Source organism: Shewanella sp. DC2-4 (assembly GCF_013248875.1).
Classification (GTDB): Bacteria; Pseudomonadota; Gammaproteobacteria; order Enterobacterales; family Shewanellaceae; genus Shewanella; species Shewanella oncorhynchi.
On sequence record NZ_JABRVR010000002.1, the window covers coordinates 388,870 to 408,349 of the forward strand.

The 19,480-nt window shown below is 42.9% G+C and carries 16 protein-coding genes and 4 pseudogenes; 9 read left to right on the forward strand and 11 right to left on the reverse strand.

The annotated features are described in order from the left end of the window. The first annotated feature begins 6 nt into the window (after window positions 1–6). The 3 genes and pseudogenes from HQQ92_RS02365 (at window position 7) to HQQ92_RS02375 (ending at window position 4,009) form a co-directional block, all read left to right on the forward strand. Complete coding sequence (locus HQQ92_RS02365) at window positions 7–1,353, forward strand: AAA family ATPase (protein WP_217272602.1); 1,347 nt, start codon at window positions 7–9, stop codon at window positions 1,351–1,353. Further along, window positions 1,353–2,804: a hypothetical protein gene (locus HQQ92_RS02370; RefSeq protein ID WP_173242830.1), complete on the forward strand. Its 1,452-nt coding sequence runs from the start codon at window positions 1,353–1,355 to the stop codon at window positions 2,802–2,804. The genes HQQ92_RS02365 and HQQ92_RS02370 overlap by 1 nt, the downstream gene beginning before the upstream one ends. 286 nt (window positions 2,805–3,090) lie before the next feature. Next, window positions 3,091–4,009, forward strand: a pseudogene (locus HQQ92_RS02375) (IS5 family transposase). A 137-nt stretch (window positions 4,010–4,146) separates the two neighbouring features. Here HQQ92_RS02375 and HQQ92_RS02380 read toward each other — a convergent pair. From HQQ92_RS02380 to HQQ92_RS02390, 3 genes and pseudogenes are all read right to left on the reverse strand, one after another. Continuing rightward, window positions 4,147–5,330 (reverse strand): IS3 family transposase gene (locus HQQ92_RS02380; RefSeq protein WP_113941724.1). Its coding sequence is split into 2 segments (ribosomal slippage): window positions 4,147–5,072 and window positions 5,072–5,330, totalling 1,185 coding nucleotides; the frame shifts between segments, so codons are not numbered across the junction. 43 nt (window positions 5,331–5,373) lie between these two features. Then, window positions 5,374–6,363, reverse strand: a complete 990-nt coding sequence (locus HQQ92_RS02385) for a nucleotide kinase domain-containing protein (protein WP_173242832.1) — start codon at window positions 6,361–6,363, stop codon at window positions 5,374–5,376. A gap of 66 nt (window positions 6,364–6,429) precedes the next feature. Next, window positions 6,430–7,344: pseudogene (locus HQQ92_RS02390) on the reverse strand (nuclease-related domain-containing protein). Window positions 7,345–7,993: 649 nt separating this feature from the next. Between HQQ92_RS02390 and HQQ92_RS02395 the strand changes: the two are divergent. Further along, window positions 7,994–9,313 (forward strand): SGNH/GDSL hydrolase family protein, encoded by a 1,320-nt coding sequence (locus tag HQQ92_RS02395; RefSeq protein WP_217272603.1) that lies wholly within the window; start codon window positions 7,994–7,996, stop codon window positions 9,311–9,313. Window positions 9,314–9,807: 494 nt separating this feature from the next. Here the strand turns inward: HQQ92_RS02395 and HQQ92_RS02400 are convergent, their stop codons facing one another. Both HQQ92_RS02400 and HQQ92_RS02405 read right to left on the reverse strand, forming a co-directional pair. Further along, a complete protein-coding gene (locus tag HQQ92_RS02400; protein ID WP_173242834.1) occupies window positions 9,808–10,368 on the reverse strand; it encodes a DUF2726 domain-containing protein in 561 nt (186 codons plus the stop codon). 161 nt (window positions 10,369–10,529) lie between these two features. Further along, window positions 10,530–10,595, reverse strand: a pseudogene (locus HQQ92_RS02405) (DUF3297 domain-containing protein); the annotation flags it as partial. 100 nt (window positions 10,596–10,695) lie between these two features. Between HQQ92_RS02405 and HQQ92_RS02410 the strand changes: the two are divergent. Next, on the forward strand, window positions 10,696–11,511 hold the full coding sequence (locus tag HQQ92_RS02410) for an ABC transporter substrate-binding protein (RefSeq protein WP_251071007.1): 816 nt from the start codon (window positions 10,696–10,698) through the stop codon (window positions 11,509–11,511). A 60-nt stretch (window positions 11,512–11,571) separates the two neighbouring features. On the opposite strand, the pseudogene HQQ92_RS02415 reads toward HQQ92_RS02410, so the two are convergent. Further along, a pseudogene (locus HQQ92_RS02415) lies at window positions 11,572–11,640 on the reverse strand (DUF3297 domain-containing protein); the annotation flags it as partial. Between the two features lie 222 nt (window positions 11,641–11,862). Here HQQ92_RS02415 and thrS point away from each other — a divergent pair. Then, window positions 11,863–13,104, forward strand: a complete 1,242-nt coding sequence (gene thrS / locus HQQ92_RS02420; RefSeq protein WP_302051428.1) for a threonine--tRNA ligase — start codon at window positions 11,863–11,865, stop codon at window positions 13,102–13,104. A gap of 189 nt (window positions 13,105–13,293) precedes the next feature. On the opposite strand, the gene HQQ92_RS02430 is transcribed toward thrS, so the two are convergent. The 3 genes from HQQ92_RS02430 to HQQ92_RS02440 all read right to left on the reverse strand — a co-directional run bounded on the left by HQQ92_RS02430 (window position 13,294) and on the right by HQQ92_RS02440 (window position 15,219). Then, a complete protein-coding gene (locus tag HQQ92_RS02430; protein WP_105250194.1) occupies window positions 13,294–13,824 on the reverse strand; it encodes an SMI1/KNR4 family protein in 531 nt (176 codons plus the stop codon). A 388-nt stretch (window positions 13,825–14,212) separates the two neighbouring features. Then, window positions 14,213–14,458 carry a DUF3297 family protein gene (locus HQQ92_RS02435; RefSeq protein ID WP_006080205.1) on the reverse strand — a complete coding sequence of 82 codons (246 nt, stop codon included), beginning with the start codon at window positions 14,456–14,458 and terminating at the stop codon, window positions 14,213–14,215. A 137-nt stretch (window positions 14,459–14,595) separates the two neighbouring features. After that, the gene (locus tag HQQ92_RS02440; protein ID WP_173242838.1) at window positions 14,596–15,219 is read right to left on the reverse strand and encodes a short chain dehydrogenase; all 624 of its coding nucleotides are present in this window, start codon (window positions 15,217–15,219) and stop codon (window positions 14,596–14,598) included. 99 nt (window positions 15,220–15,318) lie between these two features. Between HQQ92_RS02440 and HQQ92_RS02445 the strand changes: the two genes are divergently transcribed. Both HQQ92_RS02445 and HQQ92_RS02450 read left to right on the forward strand, forming a co-directional pair. After that, the gene (locus tag HQQ92_RS02445) at window positions 15,319–16,203 is read left to right on the forward strand and encodes a LysR family transcriptional regulator (protein ID WP_173242840.1); all 885 of its coding nucleotides are present in this window, start codon (window positions 15,319–15,321) and stop codon (window positions 16,201–16,203) included. Window positions 16,204–16,367: 164 nt separating this feature from the next. Further along, the gene (locus HQQ92_RS02450) at window positions 16,368–16,769 is read left to right on the forward strand and encodes a ribosome recycling factor family protein (protein ID WP_173242842.1); all 402 of its coding nucleotides are present in this window, start codon (window positions 16,368–16,370) and stop codon (window positions 16,767–16,769) included. A gap of 31 nt (window positions 16,770–16,800) precedes the next feature. On the opposite strand, the gene HQQ92_RS02455 is transcribed toward HQQ92_RS02450, so the two are convergent. Together HQQ92_RS02455 and HQQ92_RS02460 are read right to left on the reverse strand one after the other, a co-directional pair. Continuing rightward, window positions 16,801–16,980, reverse strand: a complete 180-nt coding sequence (locus HQQ92_RS02455) for a DUF6435 family protein (protein ID WP_028759324.1) — start codon at window positions 16,978–16,980, stop codon at window positions 16,801–16,803. Window positions 16,981–17,188: 208 nt separating this feature from the next. Further along, on the reverse strand, window positions 17,189–18,853 hold the full coding sequence (locus HQQ92_RS02460; RefSeq protein ID WP_173242844.1) for a methyl-accepting chemotaxis protein: 1,665 nt from the start codon (window positions 18,851–18,853) through the stop codon (window positions 17,189–17,191). A gap of 293 nt (window positions 18,854–19,146) precedes the next feature. Between HQQ92_RS02460 and HQQ92_RS02465 the strand changes: the two genes are divergently transcribed. Beyond that, window positions 19,147–19,377, forward strand: a complete 231-nt coding sequence (locus tag HQQ92_RS02465) for a hypothetical protein (RefSeq protein ID WP_028759369.1) — start codon at window positions 19,147–19,149, stop codon at window positions 19,375–19,377. Window positions 19,378–19,480 lie beyond the last annotated feature (103 nt).

A 19,480-nucleotide genomic window follows, 5' to 3' on the forward strand; every position in this document is an offset into this window, starting at 1 on the left:
ATGAGAATGCCTAACATTCGTCAACTCAGCGAGGAACAGCTGGACATTTTTGAGGATGCTCCCATCGATGGTAGCATCCTTGTCTCTGGTCCTCCTGGGACAGGAAAGACGGTTATCGCATTTCTGCGTGCTCAGATTCTCGCAAAGAAAAATATTGATGTTACCGTCTTAATGTTCAACCGAGTATTAAGGCGGTATACCGAACACATTGCCTCTTGTATACAAGGGAATGTTCAGTCCAAAACAATGCACAGCTGGCTGCCGGGGTGGTGGCAGCAACACAGAATCGATAATAATGAGAGCGAACGGGTATACGTTAACTGCCCATTTCAGGAGAAAGAAGCACTGAAGGCAGTCGGTGGTGAGTGGGACAAACGCCAATTCAACCTCTTAACCAGAAAGAAAGGCATGTGGTTTGTCCCACGGGAGCTATATGACGCCAACCCGAAAGCATACGGTGTTTGGAAAAGAGCCTCATTTGATCCGCCTGAAATACAGCAGTGGCAGTACAACTGGATGAAGATGCTTGATTTGTATCTTAGCCAGCCACCTGAAAGTATGCACGACTGGGGGCATCTGGTGATTGATGAGGCACAGGATTTTGAGCCAGAACTGTTTACATTCCTGAATCTTGTTTCAAAACAATTGGATAAAGGAGGGGTTACAGTCCTCGCGGATGAAAACCAGCGACTCGAGGAGAACAGAAACTCCAGCCTAGATGACATAAGAGCAAATCTGAAAATCACAACAAAGCCGGAGCGCGAATTCAGGCTCACCGTCAACTTCCGCAATACTTATCAGATTGCAAAAGTGGCAAGCCATTTTTACGTAGGCCTTGAAACCGGCATGCCCAAACTGCCAAATCGCCAAGGCAACCAACCCATTCTGGTATCTACGGCAAACACTGAAGCACAGATTGAATATATCTGTCGTTCGCTCAGGAACAGGGCCGCCGTAGAAGTTGGGGTTATCGTAGATAAGGACACAGACCGAGAGCTGTTCACGCGGGAAATCTCAAGAAGACTGTCTAGCTATCATGTGCAGACATACAGTAGCCGAGACTATCTATGTAGTGAAGAATTGCAGTTTGACACGCAAGGTGTCGTTACTGTTATCCATAGAAAAAGCTGCAAGGGTTTAGAATTTGATTCTGTGTATATTCCCCAGTTACAGTCCTTTTCTGTTGACGATCGTGACCAGACAACCTTTAAAATGAACCTATACGTTATGTGTTCAAGAGCACGTAATGAACTTGTTTTCCTATGCAATGGTGATACGGATGCAAACCATGCATTTTTTGAACATTTTCCAAGCCGCGTCAGCGGTCTGGTCGAATATAGAGAACAAATATAATGGTAAATGACGCCGATACATTGTTTTATGTAATGTTATCAAAACGCTATCTTAGTCGTTATGTTCTAACCTACGATATTTTGCCATTAGAGTGCTGTCACGATGTGAACGGCGAAAAAGTTTTTGACGCAGAGACACTGAAAGCAATGCTCGGACAGAATAAAGTCAGTGATAGCGATACTGTTATTGGACTTAATGAGTTTAATGTAAGTTTATTTCAGTCAGTTACAAATATCAAAAAAATTGGTTTCACCAGTAAAGACAGTCTTGAATCATTTACAGACAAAAACTTTCAGAATTATGAACTGAGCGATAGTGACTTGTACGTACTGGAAAATCCTCATGACAGTAAGCTTGTCACTATAGAAATAACACCGCCTGAAGCCATAGATAGGTACAGTTTTTCCCAGAAGGTGGCACTGAATGATGCCATTACGATTGCAGCTCAAAAGGCTATTATTACTCACCCACAATGTGGTGATGAAATACTGAAACTCAAAGGTGATGCAGAGGGCGTGTTAAACCGCATCATGTCACTCTATACCGATGATGCTACCCATCTGGCGATAGCTGTCATCTTCTTTAAAATATGCAGTAATTTCGACATAGATAATGGCTGGCAACAAGATGAAATTATTTATGTTTTTAAAAAAGAGTTGGAATACAACCCTGATGCACAACAAGCAGTGAATGTGTGGGGCGAGACTGCTAGGAAGCTGATAAACAATGAAGATGTCCCCCTAAGCTATACCGACGACAGCAACATTATATTAAGAGCCATGACACTTGTTTTCTTGAACCCGGAGCAGAAAAACATTGATAGCATGAAATCACAACTAGGTGAAAAACTGGGCGAAAAAGTCTACGCTTTGGCCGATTTGTTTATCAGTGCAAGAACCGGATATAGCTATCTGAGTGCAGAGCAGCGCAAACAGATCAATTGCAAAGCACAATTGCACGACTTAAGCGCAAGTTTATATAACCCTGTTTTAGGGGCCTCAGAACAACAATCTGACACATCTCCTGTTGAAGAGAAAACTGCCGATACCGAGTATTCATTGGAACAGGAAACTTGTCTAGCAAACTGCTCAGAGAATACCTTTAAGGTGGGTGGCGTGAAACCTATGGCCGGTTTTGATTTGACACTTGAGTACAAGCCTGATAGTACGCTAGCTTGGCGGATTATAGACGCGCACAGCGGAAAAGGTATGGAGAAGCTCAAAGGGCAGTTGGCCATCAACTTGCTTTCAATCCAGAAAGACTTTCCTGAAGGAGCTCGGATAGAGCTCGTCGAAGATAAAGGACTGTACATCATGCTCCCTCTTCAGTGGGCTGCCAGTGCTGACTTCAAAGACAAAATCGGCACTATTCTTGGCCTTCTGATTTCCATCAAAGTGGCACAGAAATCGAGTTGCTTGGAAAAGCAACTTCAACTGCTAGGCAATCAATAGATTTACATTAAAGTTCCCCACAAAGCGACCATTAAGCTGGTCGCTTTTCTTTTGCGATTTGCCAGTCTAAATACAGCGCTGGCCACTACAGACACCTATTGTTCTCAAAAATGATGCCGCCAAGGAGGCTTTAGGTTTCTTCGCGCAACATTCTGACACTAAACAGCGTTTTGATAGAGTCGCTAAGCTAATTGAAGGGTATGAGTGGCTTTGTTTCCTAAATCGGTTGAACTAAAACCGTAGCCGCAGATTTGATCGGCATCGCCTATCAACTTACCCATCTACCGTGTCAAAACCTCGCTATAAAACAACCAACAGGAAGCAATACAACCCAGCCTTAATCAACCGCGGTTCACTTACCTTCTGGATTGATGAGGATGCAATTGCTAAGTGGAAAACCAAGGTCGAGCAGCCCAAGAAAGGTCGTCCTCGTGTGTTTAGCGACTTAGCTATTACCATTGATGGGTAAGCGTATTTTCTCTATGCCACTGAGAGCCTTACAGGGCGTTATCAATTCGGCGTTTAAACTGGGTGACATCCCATTATCTTGCCCGCATTACACCTGTATCAGTAAACGCGCGAAAACGGTCAATATTGCTTTTAAAACCAAGACTCGCGGCGCCATTGAGCACTTAGCTATCGACTCGACAGGCTTGAAGGTCTATGGCGAAGGTGAGTGGAAAGTGAAGAAACATGGCACAGATGGAAAGCGCCGAGTGTGGCGTAAACTGCATATTGCCGTAGATACGCATAGCCATGAAATTATTGTCGCAGAACTCAGTTTATCAGGTGTCACAGACGCTGAAGTGATGCCCAATTTACTTAAGCAAACCCATCGAAAAATCCGCAATATCTCGGGTGATGGTGCTTACGACACGAAAGCCTGTCATGAAGCCGTTCGTCGAAAACGCGCTTTAGTGCTCATTCCCCCTAGGGAAGGTGCTGCGCTATGGGAACAAGGGCATCCACGAAACTTAGCCGTCAGTTGGCAACAGCTTCATGGCTCAAATAAGCAGTGGAAAAAACGGTATGGTTATCATCGCCGTTCAATCTCAGAAACCGCCATGTACAGGATAAAACAACTGCTAGGAGGCACGTTGAGCATGCGGAATTATAACGCTCAGGTGGGAGAAACTTACGCGATGATTAGGGCTTTGAACAAACTTACTGGGCTAGGTATGCCTGAAACCCACTATATAGCTTGATATTTGAACAATGATGAGAGTTTTGTTCGCTGACTCGATTTAGGAAACAAAGCCGGTATGAGTCTCAGAACGGCATGGAATTACTGTCAACGGTTCATTGGGTTGTCACACAAGAGTTTTATACAGCACTGTAGTGGTCAACTAAATTTGGCCACAGCTTTAGAATCTTCCCAAAATCGTCGCTCTGATTCATTTGGGCTCAATCCTGCATTGTAATGATGTGGCCTGACTTCACAGTAATAACCAATGATGTAATCGGTCACATCTTGTTTAGCTTCGCTAAAACTCTTGTAGCCTTGTGTCGGGAGCCATTCCGTTTTTAAACTTCTGAAAAACCGCTCCATTGGCGCATTATCCCAGCAGTTACCGCGACGGCTCATGCTCTGGGTGATTTGATATTTCCACAGCCGCTGACGGTATTTCAGGCTGGTATAATGACAGCCTTGATCTGAATGAAATATCAGGTTTTTAGGCTTCCCACGAGATTCAAAGGCCATATCTAAGGCCTTCACCGTTAACTCTGTATCCGGTGAAAATGACATCGCCCAACCAATGGCTTTTCTCGAAAATAAATCCAGCACAACTGCTAAATAACACCAACGATTACCCGCCCAAATATACGTCACATCGCCACACCAAACGGTGTTTGGTTCGACAACGGCAAATTGTCGCTTGAGTAAATTAGGGATGGTCACATGCTCATTTTCAGCCTTCTTATAGCGGTGTTTGGGTTGTTGGCAGCTCACTAATCCAAGCTTTTTCATTAACCGAGTCGCCCTATAACGACTTAACGCAAAGCCACGTTCAGAGGCGATTGTTGCGATACTTCTTGCACCAGCAGACTGTTTGCTTTCAGCGTGTATTGCTTTGATTTCACACTCTAAAATCCGCTGTTCAGGTGTCGCTACAAGTTCACGGCTCACCCAATAACGGTAGCTACTCCGGTTCACGTTAAATACATGGCATAACACTGAAATAGGGTATTTGTTGCTCTGATTGAGTTTCTCGATTATCGAGAATTGTTCAGCGAGTCCGACATCAATAGAGCGGTAGCCTTTTTTAGGATTTCTTTTTCGAGATTAATCCGTTCAATTTCACGTTTAAGTGCCTTAATTTCAATTTGCTCAGGTGTCATGGGTGAGGCTTTAGGAGCAAGCCCTTGGCGCTCAACCTGAAGCTGTGTTACCCACTTACTGACCGTTGATTTACCCACGTTCATGGCTTTCGCCGCCGCTTCTTGTGTGTAATCTTGATCTATGACTAATTGAGCGGTTTCGAGCTTAATTGCAGCACTATATCGTGCACGTTTACTTTTATTCATGTTGTCACCTAAATGGGTTATGAGTGGATCATAACATTTCTTATTAGGTGGCCAAATTCAGTGTGCCACTACAGTTATATTTTTGCTTAATTCTCGACCTTCCGGAAATGCCCTTTATTTCTGGATGAGCCATTCGGCAATACTTGTCCGTTTCACAAAACAAATTTTGAATATCAATGTAATGTAGCTTTCTTTCACCCAACAGAGGAAAGTGCAATCTCAACCTTTCAAACTCATATTCTTGCCTTTCAGTCATTATTTTTATGACGTCTGCGCCTGAATAACCTCCTGTAGAAAAAAAGCATTTTGCAATACCGTCATCAGCACCTGGACCCGGCATAGTATATTCATTCTCTGAAAAGTCAGTTAAGGTACTGTAGTTAATGTCTGTTACGTACTGATATGCTAAAAACTTCCCTATCATCGGGTAAGCTAAAATTTTCTCATAAGCTTCTCGCATGGAAAGTGAATCTTGAACTTTATGAGGCAGGTTTTTTTTCATCATCAAATCTAACAGTTGAAGATGAGCTTGGTGTTTTCTGGTGACATTAAAGTCTCTACAACCCGAAGCCATCATGTAAGCATTTGAGTAAATTCTTTTGCCTGCTTCCATTTGCTTATCTAAGAAATTCGAAAATTTTTCAGAACTAAAATTTTCTTCTGTAATGGTACCAAATTCACTTTCTAATAAATCCCAAGTTTCAATCTTATTAAAGAGTTTGAACAAAATTATTCTTAAGAAGATCGAGCGCGAATCAAATATGTCACGATAAATGACCTCCCGAATGAGATATTGACTAACTCGGTCACATGCTCTGTAGGCATTAGTAAACTTGTGAACTTGTAATATTGGGTCATTGGTAAGAGGAGCTCCATCACCAATGCCTCGAAACTGCTTAACGAATATATTTTGCCTTTCAGCCGCAAACTTCCAAAAAGTGTCGTAGGCAGGTGTAGGCAATAAATTTCGTTCAATTGCAATAGGCTTGTACTTTGCTGACTTTGGTGGAGCTTTAGCTAACACTTTTTCCATTTTAACTGTATCCATATCAGCAAGTAGTAAAAATCAGTGGGGTCAGAATAAATTTATTCACCATCATCATTTCCCAATCTCGCTTTTACTTAGGCATCTTTGGGCGACTTGGTAGATGATGGTGTCGACTTGTTGCTGGGTAAGGGCTTGGGTTCGCAGGGTTGGGATAGTGCCGACTAATTGTTTGTGGTTCAGGATCGGGAACGGTGGTTTTGATTGGCTTGTGACGTACTAGCCGGGGAATACTAGGGCTGGGGTGGCGGCGACGGGGGAGCCTGTGGCTTTGGTTAACCATTGGCTGACCCATTGGGCTTGGCGCTGCGCTTGTTCGATTGGTTTGGTTTCTGTCCACGAGGGGAAGTTTAAGCGCCCGTCTTTATAAAATACTTGATAACCTTTTTTACCAGAGCTTGAGCCATTTCCATTGGTTTGGAGTAGGTCTTTGTTCCGTTTATGGCGGCCTTTGGTTTCAATGGCGAATACGCCATTTTTGCCTACGGCGAGATGGTCGATGTTAAAGCCGTCGGCTTGGACATCGTGAAACACTTGATAACCCAATGCTTGTAAGCCTATGAGCTCATTGGCTGTGGCGATTTCTGCTGTATGGCCGAGGCGTAATTTGGTGAGCTTTGAAAAGAGTTTCCAGGTTTTAATACCGAAGTAAATTACTCCTATTAAACCTGTTAAGGCGAACAACCAAGGGAATTTTCCGACTGTGATATGCGCTTGGATGCTGCTGGCGGCAAATGGAAGGCAAACAATCAATAGTCCCATCATCATGCAGCCGATTAAATCTAATTGCAGATCATGGATTTGCTCTTGTAAGCCATAGGCGGGGATACGGGTCAGTTGCTCACGATCAACGGGCAACTTGACGGTTGCATCGCGATGTTTGAGCAACACATACATCACACCCACTGTGACAAGAAGGCCAGAGAGAAGTATCCCGTAGGATAAAAGAATGCTGCTGAAATCGGTCATTTACGTCCCTGAAGTAATGCGAGTCAATAGTTAACCCGATGACATAACCCGCTAATAAAATGTACTTATTATTTTGGAAAGTGGTGGCAGACTTATCTGCTTAGAGTTTGGGCGCACATTGCTGATTTGCTTCTTCTTCCCTAAATGGCGTGCTCGATGATTGAGTTCGAGTTTGCCCTGCATTTTCCTGAGTGGTCACACTTTTTACTTTGTGGTCACACTTTAACCCGCTCTATGCGGTTTAATCAATGATGTTTATCACAAAAACGTATTTTAAATAACAACTTGTAAACAAATTACTCTGGTGAAAAGATCTGATAGGCATCATTTGTCGCGTCGCATTTTTAGATACTGCTCTTTTTACTTACTAAACTTGCAGATCTACACAAGTGTTAAACAAGATTAATCACTTCATGTAAATAACTGCCCCTAGTAAGGATATTTTATACTTCCTCATCGGACCAGTTTTAAGTGTCAACATACTAATTATAATATTTTTTTGAGTTTTTTATCATTATTCTCCCATACTTAATATTTATTCTGATATTGGCTGTGACAAAACTTATTAGTCTGTTGAATTACTAGGTTTCTCAATTTTAACTTTATGGCCAATTTATATGTGTTGATTTTATTTTTGTTAAGGAAATGTATGAATAAGGCTTTATTATTTTTTTCATTAACCCTACCTTTTTCAGCTGCTTGGGCTGCTAATGAAACGTTTGGGGATGATATGGAGAGCAAAACTAGCATATTGGAAACGCTTAGAACTGCGGATATCGATGAGATAGATGATATAGATGAGACAGATGGTCCAGATAACCATTTGGAAGCTGGTCACAGTCATACTTATATCCGTTGTTGGTATCGATTAGATCAAACGCATAATAATCCTGCAACTGAACATAGGTGGGCAAAGCAAAAGGACAGTGATGAATATTATTCTATTCAAGGCGCTTGGAGACATAAGCTTTCGGGTAAAAATATGTTTTATACAGAGACGTCACAAGATGAAATCATGCAACGGTGTGTCGATACATTAGGGGTTTCAAGCAACGAAGTCGCAGATATTACCTTCTTTGCTGCTAATGAAAAATTGTCATTTAATCAGACTATCTGGACGCAAGATAAGGCGGAACAAGGGAATAAAATTAACAAAATTATCGCATTTGGTGATAGTTTGTCTGATACGGGAAATCTATTTAATGGTTCTGAGTGGCGATTTCCAAATCCTAACTCTTGGTTTTTAGGTCATTTTTCTAATGGATTTGTATGGCCGGAATATTTGGCTAAATCACAGAATATTCCTCTGTATAATTGGTCTGTTGGCGGGGCAGCAGGTATTGATGAATATAAGATTATTCCCGGTTTAGGTCATCAAATACAATCCTATTTTCATTATTTAAAAAAGGCTAAAAATTACCAGCCTACAAATACGTTATTTACACTTGAAATTGGCCTTAATGATTTCATGAATTATGATCGTGAGGTTAAAGATGTGAGTCAGAACTTAAGTGATGGGTTAAAACGTTTAGTTGATGAAGGCGGGGCTCAGCATATTATTTTATTCACGTTGCCCGATGCTACGCGCGCACCACAGTTCAAGTATTCTACTCAAGAGAATATTGTGAAAATAAAATCAAAAATTGAAGAGTTCAATGGCTTTATTAAACAGCAGGCTCTGTTGTATCAAGCAAAAGGTATAGATCTTGTGTTGTTTGATGCTCATTCTATTTTCGATGAAATTATTCAAAATCCTAAAGAGTATGGTTTTGTTAATGTCACAGATGCTTGCTTAGATATCAATAGAGATAGTAGTAAGGATTATTTGTTGTCACACAGCTTAACAAAAGATTGCGCCTACTATGGCTCTGATAAGTATCTGTTTTGGGGGATCACTCATCCAACGACTGCCGTGCATAAAGTTTTTGCGGATAAGATTATTGAAACAGGTTTTTTTAATCGTCATTAACAGGCGAATAGTCGGCGAGTAAGATATTGTGGTTAAATATATCTCTAAATAATCAATAATATGGAGGTAAGCCTGTCAAAGCTGCTTTACCTCCATGAGTAAATTGAGTCAGTTGTAATTTAAGCCAGTAAAGCCACATCTTTTTGCATTTTTTAGCACCGCTTTTAAATTGCCCGGATAATGCTGATACTTTGAACTGTGGTGAAATCATGTTACTTGACGTGTTGCTCGCAGAGTAGAATGAGCTGCTAAGTAGTATTAGCTAGCTTATGCTTTTTTTTATTGAAGAAATTGCTCGCAAGGCCAATCGTGAAGACAAGTATTAAAGGTGCGTTTGGGGAAGGCCGCTTTAAATCTCAAGCGCTGTTAGACGAGTAAGCGCTGCCCGCTTACATGATGTACATGAATTCAAAAAGCAGCTAAGGGTAAAAAATCGAGTCAAGCTTAACATCCTCAAACTCAGGATATGTAGTGTTCATGGATTTAGTTTATGTTTAGTCCGCGGTCAGTATGATTGGCGACTCTTCAGCAGCGTGAGTTTTTGCTGGTAAGGCTGCATGTATAGTGCTGCGAATAAGCTCTAGCTGATAGCTGCGTTTGGCATCGAAGCGGATTAATGGCAGTTTGGCGCTTTCGCAGGCTTGCTCGATGAGGAGGTCGCGTTGCTGAGTACGTGTTTGCTTATGGCTTTTATCGTCGAGTTCGATGGCGGCGATAACTTCAAGTGTATTTTTGTCGCAGAGTAAGTAATCGAAGTGCTTGGCTGAAATTCTATTAAAGGCAATTTGCCAGTGTTTGCGGTTCATGCCTTTTTCTGGGGTGATAACGTCGGCGATACGCACTTTGCCCAGAACTCGGAATTGTTCGCCTACAGCTTGATCTAATATCCCGAGAAAGGATCGTTCAGCACTGGAAAATAGGGCGTCTTGTTTACGGTAGCGATAGTTATTATCTGAAGATGGGATAAGCAGATTAGTGAATATGCGTAAGAGTAGCGGCACGAAAATGATAATCGCCAAACCCAGCCCGATAAGTATTAATTGATTCGAATTCATCATTACATCCTTGTTTAGTATTGTCATTGTAACTTGCTAAGTACATATCTGTTAGCTGCTAGTACTTTTATGCCAAAAATAATGAGTCTTTGAGTGTATTGGTCACATCTTGTTAGCCACTACATCAACAGTCGTACCGATATTATCAGTACGCATACGTCTTAACGATAAAATGCTTCAACTGTGCCTTTTACTGTGAGTAAAAGAGGTTGGCCGCGACGCTCTAAGATTCATTATTGATGGCCATTTATTTTAATGTTTTATGCACTTTAGTTTTCGATTTTTTGAGTTATGCTAAATGCAACATATAAATTTGCGGGTATCTCTATGTATTTTAAAAGTATCCTTGTTTCGTTGCCTTCTGTTTACGCAATTTTGTGTGTGCTTGGTTGTGGTTTTTTCGCGGGCATCATTGTCGCCGCTGAGCTGCAATCGGCTACTTTTTCTAACGTGTTGCGTGCCGATTTTCGGCATCGTCCTCCTGAGATGGTGCTTGATGAGCGAACTAATACTATGACGAGTCCGTTAAAGGATATTCTTGAGGAAGCGGCGGCTAAGGTCGGTTATCGCGTCGAATGGAGCGCGCGTCCTTTTGCTCGCAGCATTCATGAGTTGCGGGTAGGCACGGTCGACATTGTGCCGCGCACGATACGAGACGAAGAGCGAGAGGCATTTGTACGGTTTCTTGGTCCTATCGGCACTCAGACTCGCGATATTTTGTTTCTCGTAAAAGCCGGCGAGGAAGGACGGATTAAGTCCTATGAGGATTTGTATCAGCTTACTGTAGGGGTTAAACGGGGCACAGTTTATTTTGAGCGTTTTAATACGGATCCCGCGCTACGTAAAATTGAGTCTACCGATGATGAAAACATGGCTCGCATGTTTATCATGGGGCGTTTCGACACTATGGTGGTGCTCGATCGTGCCGCCATTGAGAATGCCTTCAAGCAGCTCGGTTACGATCGTTTTAGCTATGCCGATTACCGTCAGTCGAATCGGATCGAACATTATTTTGGTATGTCCCGTAACTCTACCCATGCTGCTATTTTCGATGAACTTAATCGGGCGCTGCTTGATATGGCTGCATCGGGCCGTGTAAAACAGATTTACCAGGCCTATGGTTTAGCCGCAGAAGTAGAATAGGCGAACAAAAACGGCCAATCAGATTGGCCGTTGTTATGATCCTGCTCTTTGCGCTAAAGCTTAACGATAAAAGGCTTCAACTGTGCCTTTTACTGTGAGCAAAAGAGGTTGGCCGCGACGGTCTAATAATTCATTATGGATGGCCATTTATTTTGTCTGCCATTTATTTTTTTATAAACAAAATGCTTGCTGCGATAGGGATGATTTGTTATTACTGGCGCATGAAAAAAATATACGTAAGCGCAATTAACACCACCACTACCACCACGAGAATTCTCGGGGGGTAGTTTTTTGCGTCTTTAAAAAAACCCTCTGAGCGACATCGCCAGAGGGTTTTTTTATACCTTGGTTTTGTATTTCGCTCAGATTTTACTCAGATTTACTCAGGAGAGAATGATGAAAACACATCGCGAAATTGCAGAACAACTTGACCTATTTCACTCTGAACCACAGGCGCCGGGTATGATTTTTTGGCACCCGAATGGCTGGGCGTTATTCCGAGATATTCAAGAGCACATGAGGCGCGTGTATCGCCGAAATGGTTTTGAGGAAGTGAACACGCCTGTTTTTATGAAGAAGGAGTTATGGCAAACGTCTGGGCATATGGACATGTTTGCAGAGAACATGTTTTTCGGTGGCGGAAAGGAAAACATCGATGAATATGTGTTAAAACCTATGTCTTGTCCTGCCCATATTTTGCTGTTTAAGCGCGGGGTACATAGCCATAGAGATTTGCCACTGCGACTATTTGAGTTTGGCTTGGTGCACCGTAATGAATCCTCAGGCTCGTTAAATGGTTGCCTGCGCGCACGCCAGTTCACTCAGGATGATGCCCATGTTTTTTGCTGTTGGTCTCAGGCAGAGGAGGATATACGTGGTTTTCTCCAGCGTGCAAAGCAGGTTTATGGTGATTACGGCTACCATAATTTAGACGTAAAAATATCGACTAAACCTGAGAAGGCATTAGGCAGCGATGAGCAATGGTGCCGAGCACAAAAGCTATTGGATTCAGCCTGCCAGATTGAGGGCTTTGATGCCGAGTATCAAGCTGGCGAAGGGGCTTTTTATGGTCCCAAAATTGAATTGTCACTGACAGATTCTATGGGAAGACGCTGGCAGTGTGGCACTATCCAGTTTGATTTCAATTTGCCTGAAAGATTCGATGTTCAGTACACAAATGAGCAAGGTGAATTCGAACGGCCAGTGATTATGCACCAAGCTATGTATGGCTCTATCGAGCGTTGGTTGGGGATTCTCTTGGAAGTCTCACAGGGTAACCTTCCTGTTTGGTTACATCCTGTACCTGTTGCTATTGTCTCTGTAAATGAATCAAACAGCCAATTTGTCCGTCAGTTAGCCGCACTATGTTTAGCACGAGACATGCGAGTGTTGGTTGATATCAGTCAAAACTCAGTTGCCCGCAAAATGAAACGCTTTCACAAGCAAAAAGTGCCTTATATCTTAACGGTTGGGGATAAAGAAGAGGCCGAGAAGTGTGTGTCAGTTAAGTGCCGCAAAGACGGTGTGATGACTCATATCCCTCTTGCTGAATTAGCTGACTATCTTGCGGATAAACTATTGCGCAAACAATAACCTAAGGAAGGCGGTGTTTGTTATCTAAGGCTAGCTAGGGTTCCCACGGCTAGCCTTTACTCATTTTATGATCCGGCTCTTTGCGCTAAAGCTTAACGATAAAAGGCTTCAACTGTGCCTTTTACTGCGAGTAGCAGTGGTTGGCCGTGGCGGTCCATGATTTATTGCGGATGACCATTTATTTTTTGTTTAAATTTTTTCAAAGGTAACATTTTTAGGAGGGAAACTATTAGGTAATGATCCTGATCTTATTTTTCTTAACAATAAACCAGTCAATAGAGAGGTTATATTTTCATCAAAATATTCTACATCTGGCGATCTAGATGCGATTATTGCAGTGCCCCATGTCTCACTGTCTTTTAGATCGGAAACAACCCAAAATATGCAATCACCATTATCCGTTACGCCTACTGGTAAAAGGCCATTAATGTCTGGATAGAGGTTATATTTAAAATACTCTGGGTCTTCATTATTAAGGTAATTGAAATCCTCAATGATTGATTTCTTCTGCTCAAAAAAATCAAGGTCACAATTCGTAGTAAATGGATTGAATATCGCTATAAAATCGGCAATTCTTCCTGTGCCATAACGATTAATAAACGCAATGTAATCCCGGGGAAAACTAAGACCTTCATCTATAGAAGGCCAAACGTTACCAATCCCAGATTCATTAGGGAAGTTAGGGGGAACTAAAATGCTATTTAATACAGATAGGGTCATGATCTACATTCCACGAGGATTAAGAAGAGTAATGCTTTCAAAGAAACCACCACTACCTTGAGCATTCACTGTTATACCTGCCGGTATTCTGGAAGGACCTTTATATATTGGAGTTACCGAGACATCAACTATTTCTCCTCTCTCTCTAACGCTTTTCTCTAGCGAATCCCCAAATAAACTTAATGATATTCAAATAAGTAGGCATGCATAATGCTATTTGATTTAATCCATTTCGCCAAAAACCGACTAGATAGCTGTTCCGAATAGTCGTTCACTGCACTGGTGCAGTTTCAGCAAGTAGTATTGAATTAGTATCATTTGCTGCTGGGCAAACAAAAACGGCCAATTAGATTGGCCGTTGTTATGATCCAGCTCTTTGCACTAAAGCTTAACGATAAAATGCTTCAACTGTGCCTTTTACTGTGAGCAAAAGAGGTTGGCCACGACGGTCTAAGGATTTGCTTGGCACTTTTACCCAACCTTCACTGATGCAATATTCTTCGACATCAAAACGCTCTTTGCCGTTGAGCTTAATACCGATATCGTGCTCGAAAATTTCTGCCACATGGTGTGGGCTGCGTGGGTTAACGGAAAGGCGATCCGGTAAAGCAGGTAATGATGTTGTGTCGGTCATGGTCGTGATCTGTCGTTGTCTATAGTGAAAAAGCGTGCGCTATTGTAGGCAATCCCAGCGCAACGCTCAAGACTTTAACTGTGACTGATTACGCGCCTTGCGTTACAAGGTTCGGTTGTCCTGTTAGGACACTGCTGTTAGGACACTGTGCCGCAGCTGGAAAAGGCTTTCAGCACTCGGCCGTTTTCTCTGCCCATGACTGAGCGCAAATAAACCTTGGCTAATATGTCGGCATTGATTGCACTCAAACCGGGAAAATAGTCCTGATAGCTCGCTAATGACTCGCTTAATACCGTTGGGCTGACAATGTTTATCCGCTGCTGCGCAGGTAATTCACCCGCGACGGCGGTAACAAAATGCTCAAGTGCGCCATTGATTGTGGCGGCACTGATGCCATCTTTTACTGGGACATCGGCAATAATGCCACTGGTCAGTGTAAAACTGCCCCCAGCATTGAGGTATTGGCTACCTATTTGCACTAACTGTATTTGCCCCAATAACTTACTTTGGAGCCCTGTGTACCAGTCTGCTTGGGTCATAGCGTTGAAGGGTTTAAACACGACATCACCCATGGCCGAAATCATTGCATCGACTTTACCGATTTTTTCTAGCCCTTGATGGAGTGAATGTTCATCCCGAATGTCTATCAGGACATCCCCCGTTGTTCGCCCTACCTGAATAACTTCATGCTGAGTTGAATGAAATAAGCGGACTATGGCTTGTCCGATTGTGCCTGATGCACCCACTACGACTATTTTCATGACATGCTCCTAAATTGAATACAAATTGAGGATAGTCTAGTTAATTAAATAGAAAAAGCGCATATAATCACCACATTGTTTCGTTAATAGGCTTAATTGATGAATCTCACTCATCTGCAGTCATTTATGCTGGTTGCCAAAATGCACAGTTTTAGCGCTGCGTCTGAACAACTCGGGGCTTCTAAAGGCTTAGTGTCGCGCCATGTTAAATCCCTTGAAGATGAAATGGGTTGTCAATTACTCCACCGAACCACTCGGCGAGTATCAATGACCGAAGCAGGGCAAGCGTTATATGGTAAAGCCTGCGAAATCGAGAGGCTGGCCAATGAAGCTGGACGTTTAGTGCAGGATTTAACGCAGGACTCCTGTGGTACTTTAAAATTTACCGCTCCAACGGAACTGGGCAAAAAATTGCTGAGTCCTATGCTGCTTCAGTTTATTGCTGAGTATCCTCAAGTGAAACTCGAACTGTGTTTTGAGCAGAATATTCAAGATGTTGAGTTCGGCAAGTTTGATCTCGCCTTAAGAACAAGCATTGCGCACAGCGATAATCTGATCGCCAGATATCTTGGCAGAATTCGTCATGTCTTAGTGGTTGCGCCCGCACATCCCGCCGCAGAGGTTCGTCACCCTGATGATTTACGCCATTATCGTCTATTGTCTTCGGGCGAAACACAGTGGGTGTTTGAACCGCTCGCAGGGGACAGTCTCACGCTCACTTTTGAGCCTGCACTGTGCAGTTCAAACTATGCCACTACACATCTTCTTACTTTGAGTGGTACAGGTATCGCTAGCCTGCCTTATTATTTGGTAGAGGAGGATATCGTTCAGCACAAACTCACTTTGCTTGTTCCCCAATGGCAATGTTATCCACATGAGTTGTATATGGTTTATGCCAAGCAGAGCCATTACCCAAAGAAGCTGCGCGATTTACAAAATAAGCTACAAACTTGGTGTGAAACTCACTCAAAATATGTGGGTTAATGAGTCAAAGCGTAATCGCATCGGATCTTATCCGGCTGAGGGCGGAGCTTTTAGAATAAAGTGAGGCAGAGTACACTGCCGCGCATTGAATTTTTGTATTTGAATGTAAAGTCGAGCAGGCTTTTCCCATGCAGGCATAAAAGAGCGGCGATGAACCAAGCGTTATGAACGACGACATTAGTATCTCGCTGCCCTCGCTGATTCATCGAATTGGGCGGGAGGCGGTTAAACAAGCTCAAGCGATTGCAACCCAATATGATTGCGAGCTTAAGCGTGTGCGGCGTTCAAGGAATTGGTGCATGGTTGGCGCGGCGATCAAGATCCAATCCTGCTGTGCGCATTTAAAAGCCGAGCAGCTACTGATGGCCGATGGCGCATTTCGTTATCTTATTCAAAAGCTTGAGTCAGCTTTACTGCAGCATGCAGACAAACTTGAACCATTAGACGCTAAGCTGATTCGGCTTATCACAGACAACCCTGCGATTACCTTAGGTGAGTTGATGCAATTGACCCAATGCACAGTCACAGAGGCCAGATTGGCACGTTTTCAAGCTGACTCTTGGTAGTTTGTCTGCTGAGTGTTTTTGCTTTGAAGATTTATTTATGGCTTGTTGTTTCTAACACTTTTATTTGATTTTCGATTTGCTCGGCTTCAGCGGTCAGCATTGAGTAGGATCTAATATCGCCTTTTCTCTGGGCATGCATAGCTTGTTCAAGCTTGGCGTTATATTGCTGAGTTAATTTTTTTAAGGGATTTTTCTTAAATATTGAGAACATGGCCATTTCTATTGGATTGGGTATTTGGACTTATATACGTAGGCAATGGGATTTAAGTTTTACTTTTTGAAATTAAAAAATCCCACGATCTCACAATCCTTCAATTCCACTGCCATCGGTCTCAGCAAGGCTGAGACCTTATCTTACATTTGCAGCAAACTAATGGATTGCTATGTCTTATCTAGCTTGCAACCCATTGAAAATATTTTTAAATCTTAAACTGACCGACGAGCTTACCTAAGTTAATACCTTCCTGCGACACGGTTTGGCTGACTCTGGCAGCATCTTCGCTGGAATGGAGTAACTCATTCACAATCTCTTGGATGGCGAACACATTACGATTGATTTCTTCGGTCACAGAGCTTTGTTCCGTGGCAGCAGTCGCAATTTGTGTGCTCATGTCGTTAATTGCCGTGACCGCCGATGTCACTGAGCCTAGGCTTTCAGAAATTGCACGGGATGAGTCTACCGAGCGTACGCAGCTTTGCTGACTTTCTTCCATCGTTTTCACCGCTAGCGCCACAAGCTTGTGCAGTTCTGACAGCATCTCATTGATTTCTAGCGTGCTTGATTGCGTTCGGCTCGCTAAGTTACGCACTTCATCGGCCACCACGGCAAAGCCTCGGCCCTGTTCTCCGGCGCGGGCCGCTTCGATGGCGGCATTTAATGCCAATAGGTTCGTTTGCTCAGCAATACCGCCAATCACTGACAGCACGTTGTTGATTTTTTTAGACTGTTCGCTCAAGGATTGAATACTGCCCGCCGCATTGTTGATTTGCGCCATGAGTGCCGAAATTTCTTCTAAAGAAGCATCGACGCAGCGCTGAGCATTGGCTACATCGCCAGTGGCAGCGTGAGTCGCTTCAGCCACTTGCGTGGTATTTTGCGCTACTTCGCTGGCGGTGGCTGACATTTCAGTAATAGCGGTAACCACTTGATCAGTTTCATTGTTATGGCTGATGAGTTGGCTCGACATGACTTTGGTTTGATCGTGAATCGCGTTGGCGGCGGTTTTAACTTTAGCCGTCGCGTTTGCCACATCGCCTATGATGGTTTGGAGTTTATCGACAAACAGGTTAAAGGATTGACCTAATTGTGCAATTTCATCTTCACCTTTCACAATAAGACGTTTGGTTAAATCGCCTTCGCCTTTGGCAATGTCGTTTAAATTGTCCGCCATATTTTTAATTGGCGCGACCATACGTTGGGCGGTGATCAGAATAACAACGGTAGTAATCGCGGCGAGTAACAGCGCAATTAACAGAATGGCATAGGATTTTTCGATCATCTGCTCAGTGACCGTCGCACGATAATCCTCAACGACAGTGTCGATATCATCGATATAGACTCCCGTGCCTAGCATCCAGTCTGTGCCAGGGATCATCATGGAGTAACCGATTTTTTCAATTTGCTCATTGGTATTGGGTTTTTGAAAGTAGAACGAGAAGTTACCGTCCCCTTTTTTAGCGGCATCGAGTAAACCGACAATGATTTTAGTACCGCGGGGATCTGTCATATCAATTTTATTTTGCCCTTCGAGGTTGGGCATGACGGCATGGAACAGGTTTTTACCCTGGGAGTCGTAAATAAAGAAGTAACCAGAACTGCCAAAACGGATATCACGGAGCGCTTGGTTTACATTGCCATTTTCTTTTAAAGACAACTGATACTGCACTATTCCTGCGGCAATTTCGGTGGCTTCTTTTATTTGTGTTTTACGTTCACCGATGAGCTTAGTTCTAAAGGTCGTCACTTCATCTGCAAGGGCGTCTTTTTCGACATAATAAGAAACTGTCATGAGTACGAACAAAGTAAAAATTAAAGGGAATAACGACAACAGCAGTAATTTATTACGTAGGCTGAAATTAGACATGCTTGACGACTCCATGATGAACATCTCTTTTATTGCAGGGCAGTATAACTAATTTCCCGCATTCTTAAGTGTTTAAGTTAACAAAAATTTAATGGAAATCGATAAAATGCGCGCTGTTGATTTATTCCAAAATCGTTAACTATGCTGTGAATCTAGGCCTTTCTTTTGATCTTTATCAACACTATATGGGCCCAATGAGTTCACTATATTAGCTAAAATTGATGCAAAATTAGCTAGAGCTGGTGCAGGCTGGTGTGCTGGTGGAGATAGTGGCGAACAGTAAGGGCAGGGTTGTGACAAATGAAAAGTTGATCCTAACGCTGAAAATCTGCATTAGTGTGGGTATTTGTCTTATTGCGCTGGGCATCTACTTGCATAACTTTAATGAAACCGTTGAGGCGATGGGCGTGCAAGGGATTATTATCAGCGCCATGTGTGTCGCCTTTGGCATGGCCTTGTCATTACCGACTAAGATGTATTTAACCTTTCTGTTGGTTAAGCGAGAAACTGAAAAACATCCATAATGTGTTTTTGCACAGAGTGTTACTCTGCGACTCATTGGTTTCCTCGCCTTCTTGAGACTCAATCTAAGTACTCACTTAACCCTGCTATTCAAACCGTCAAGCT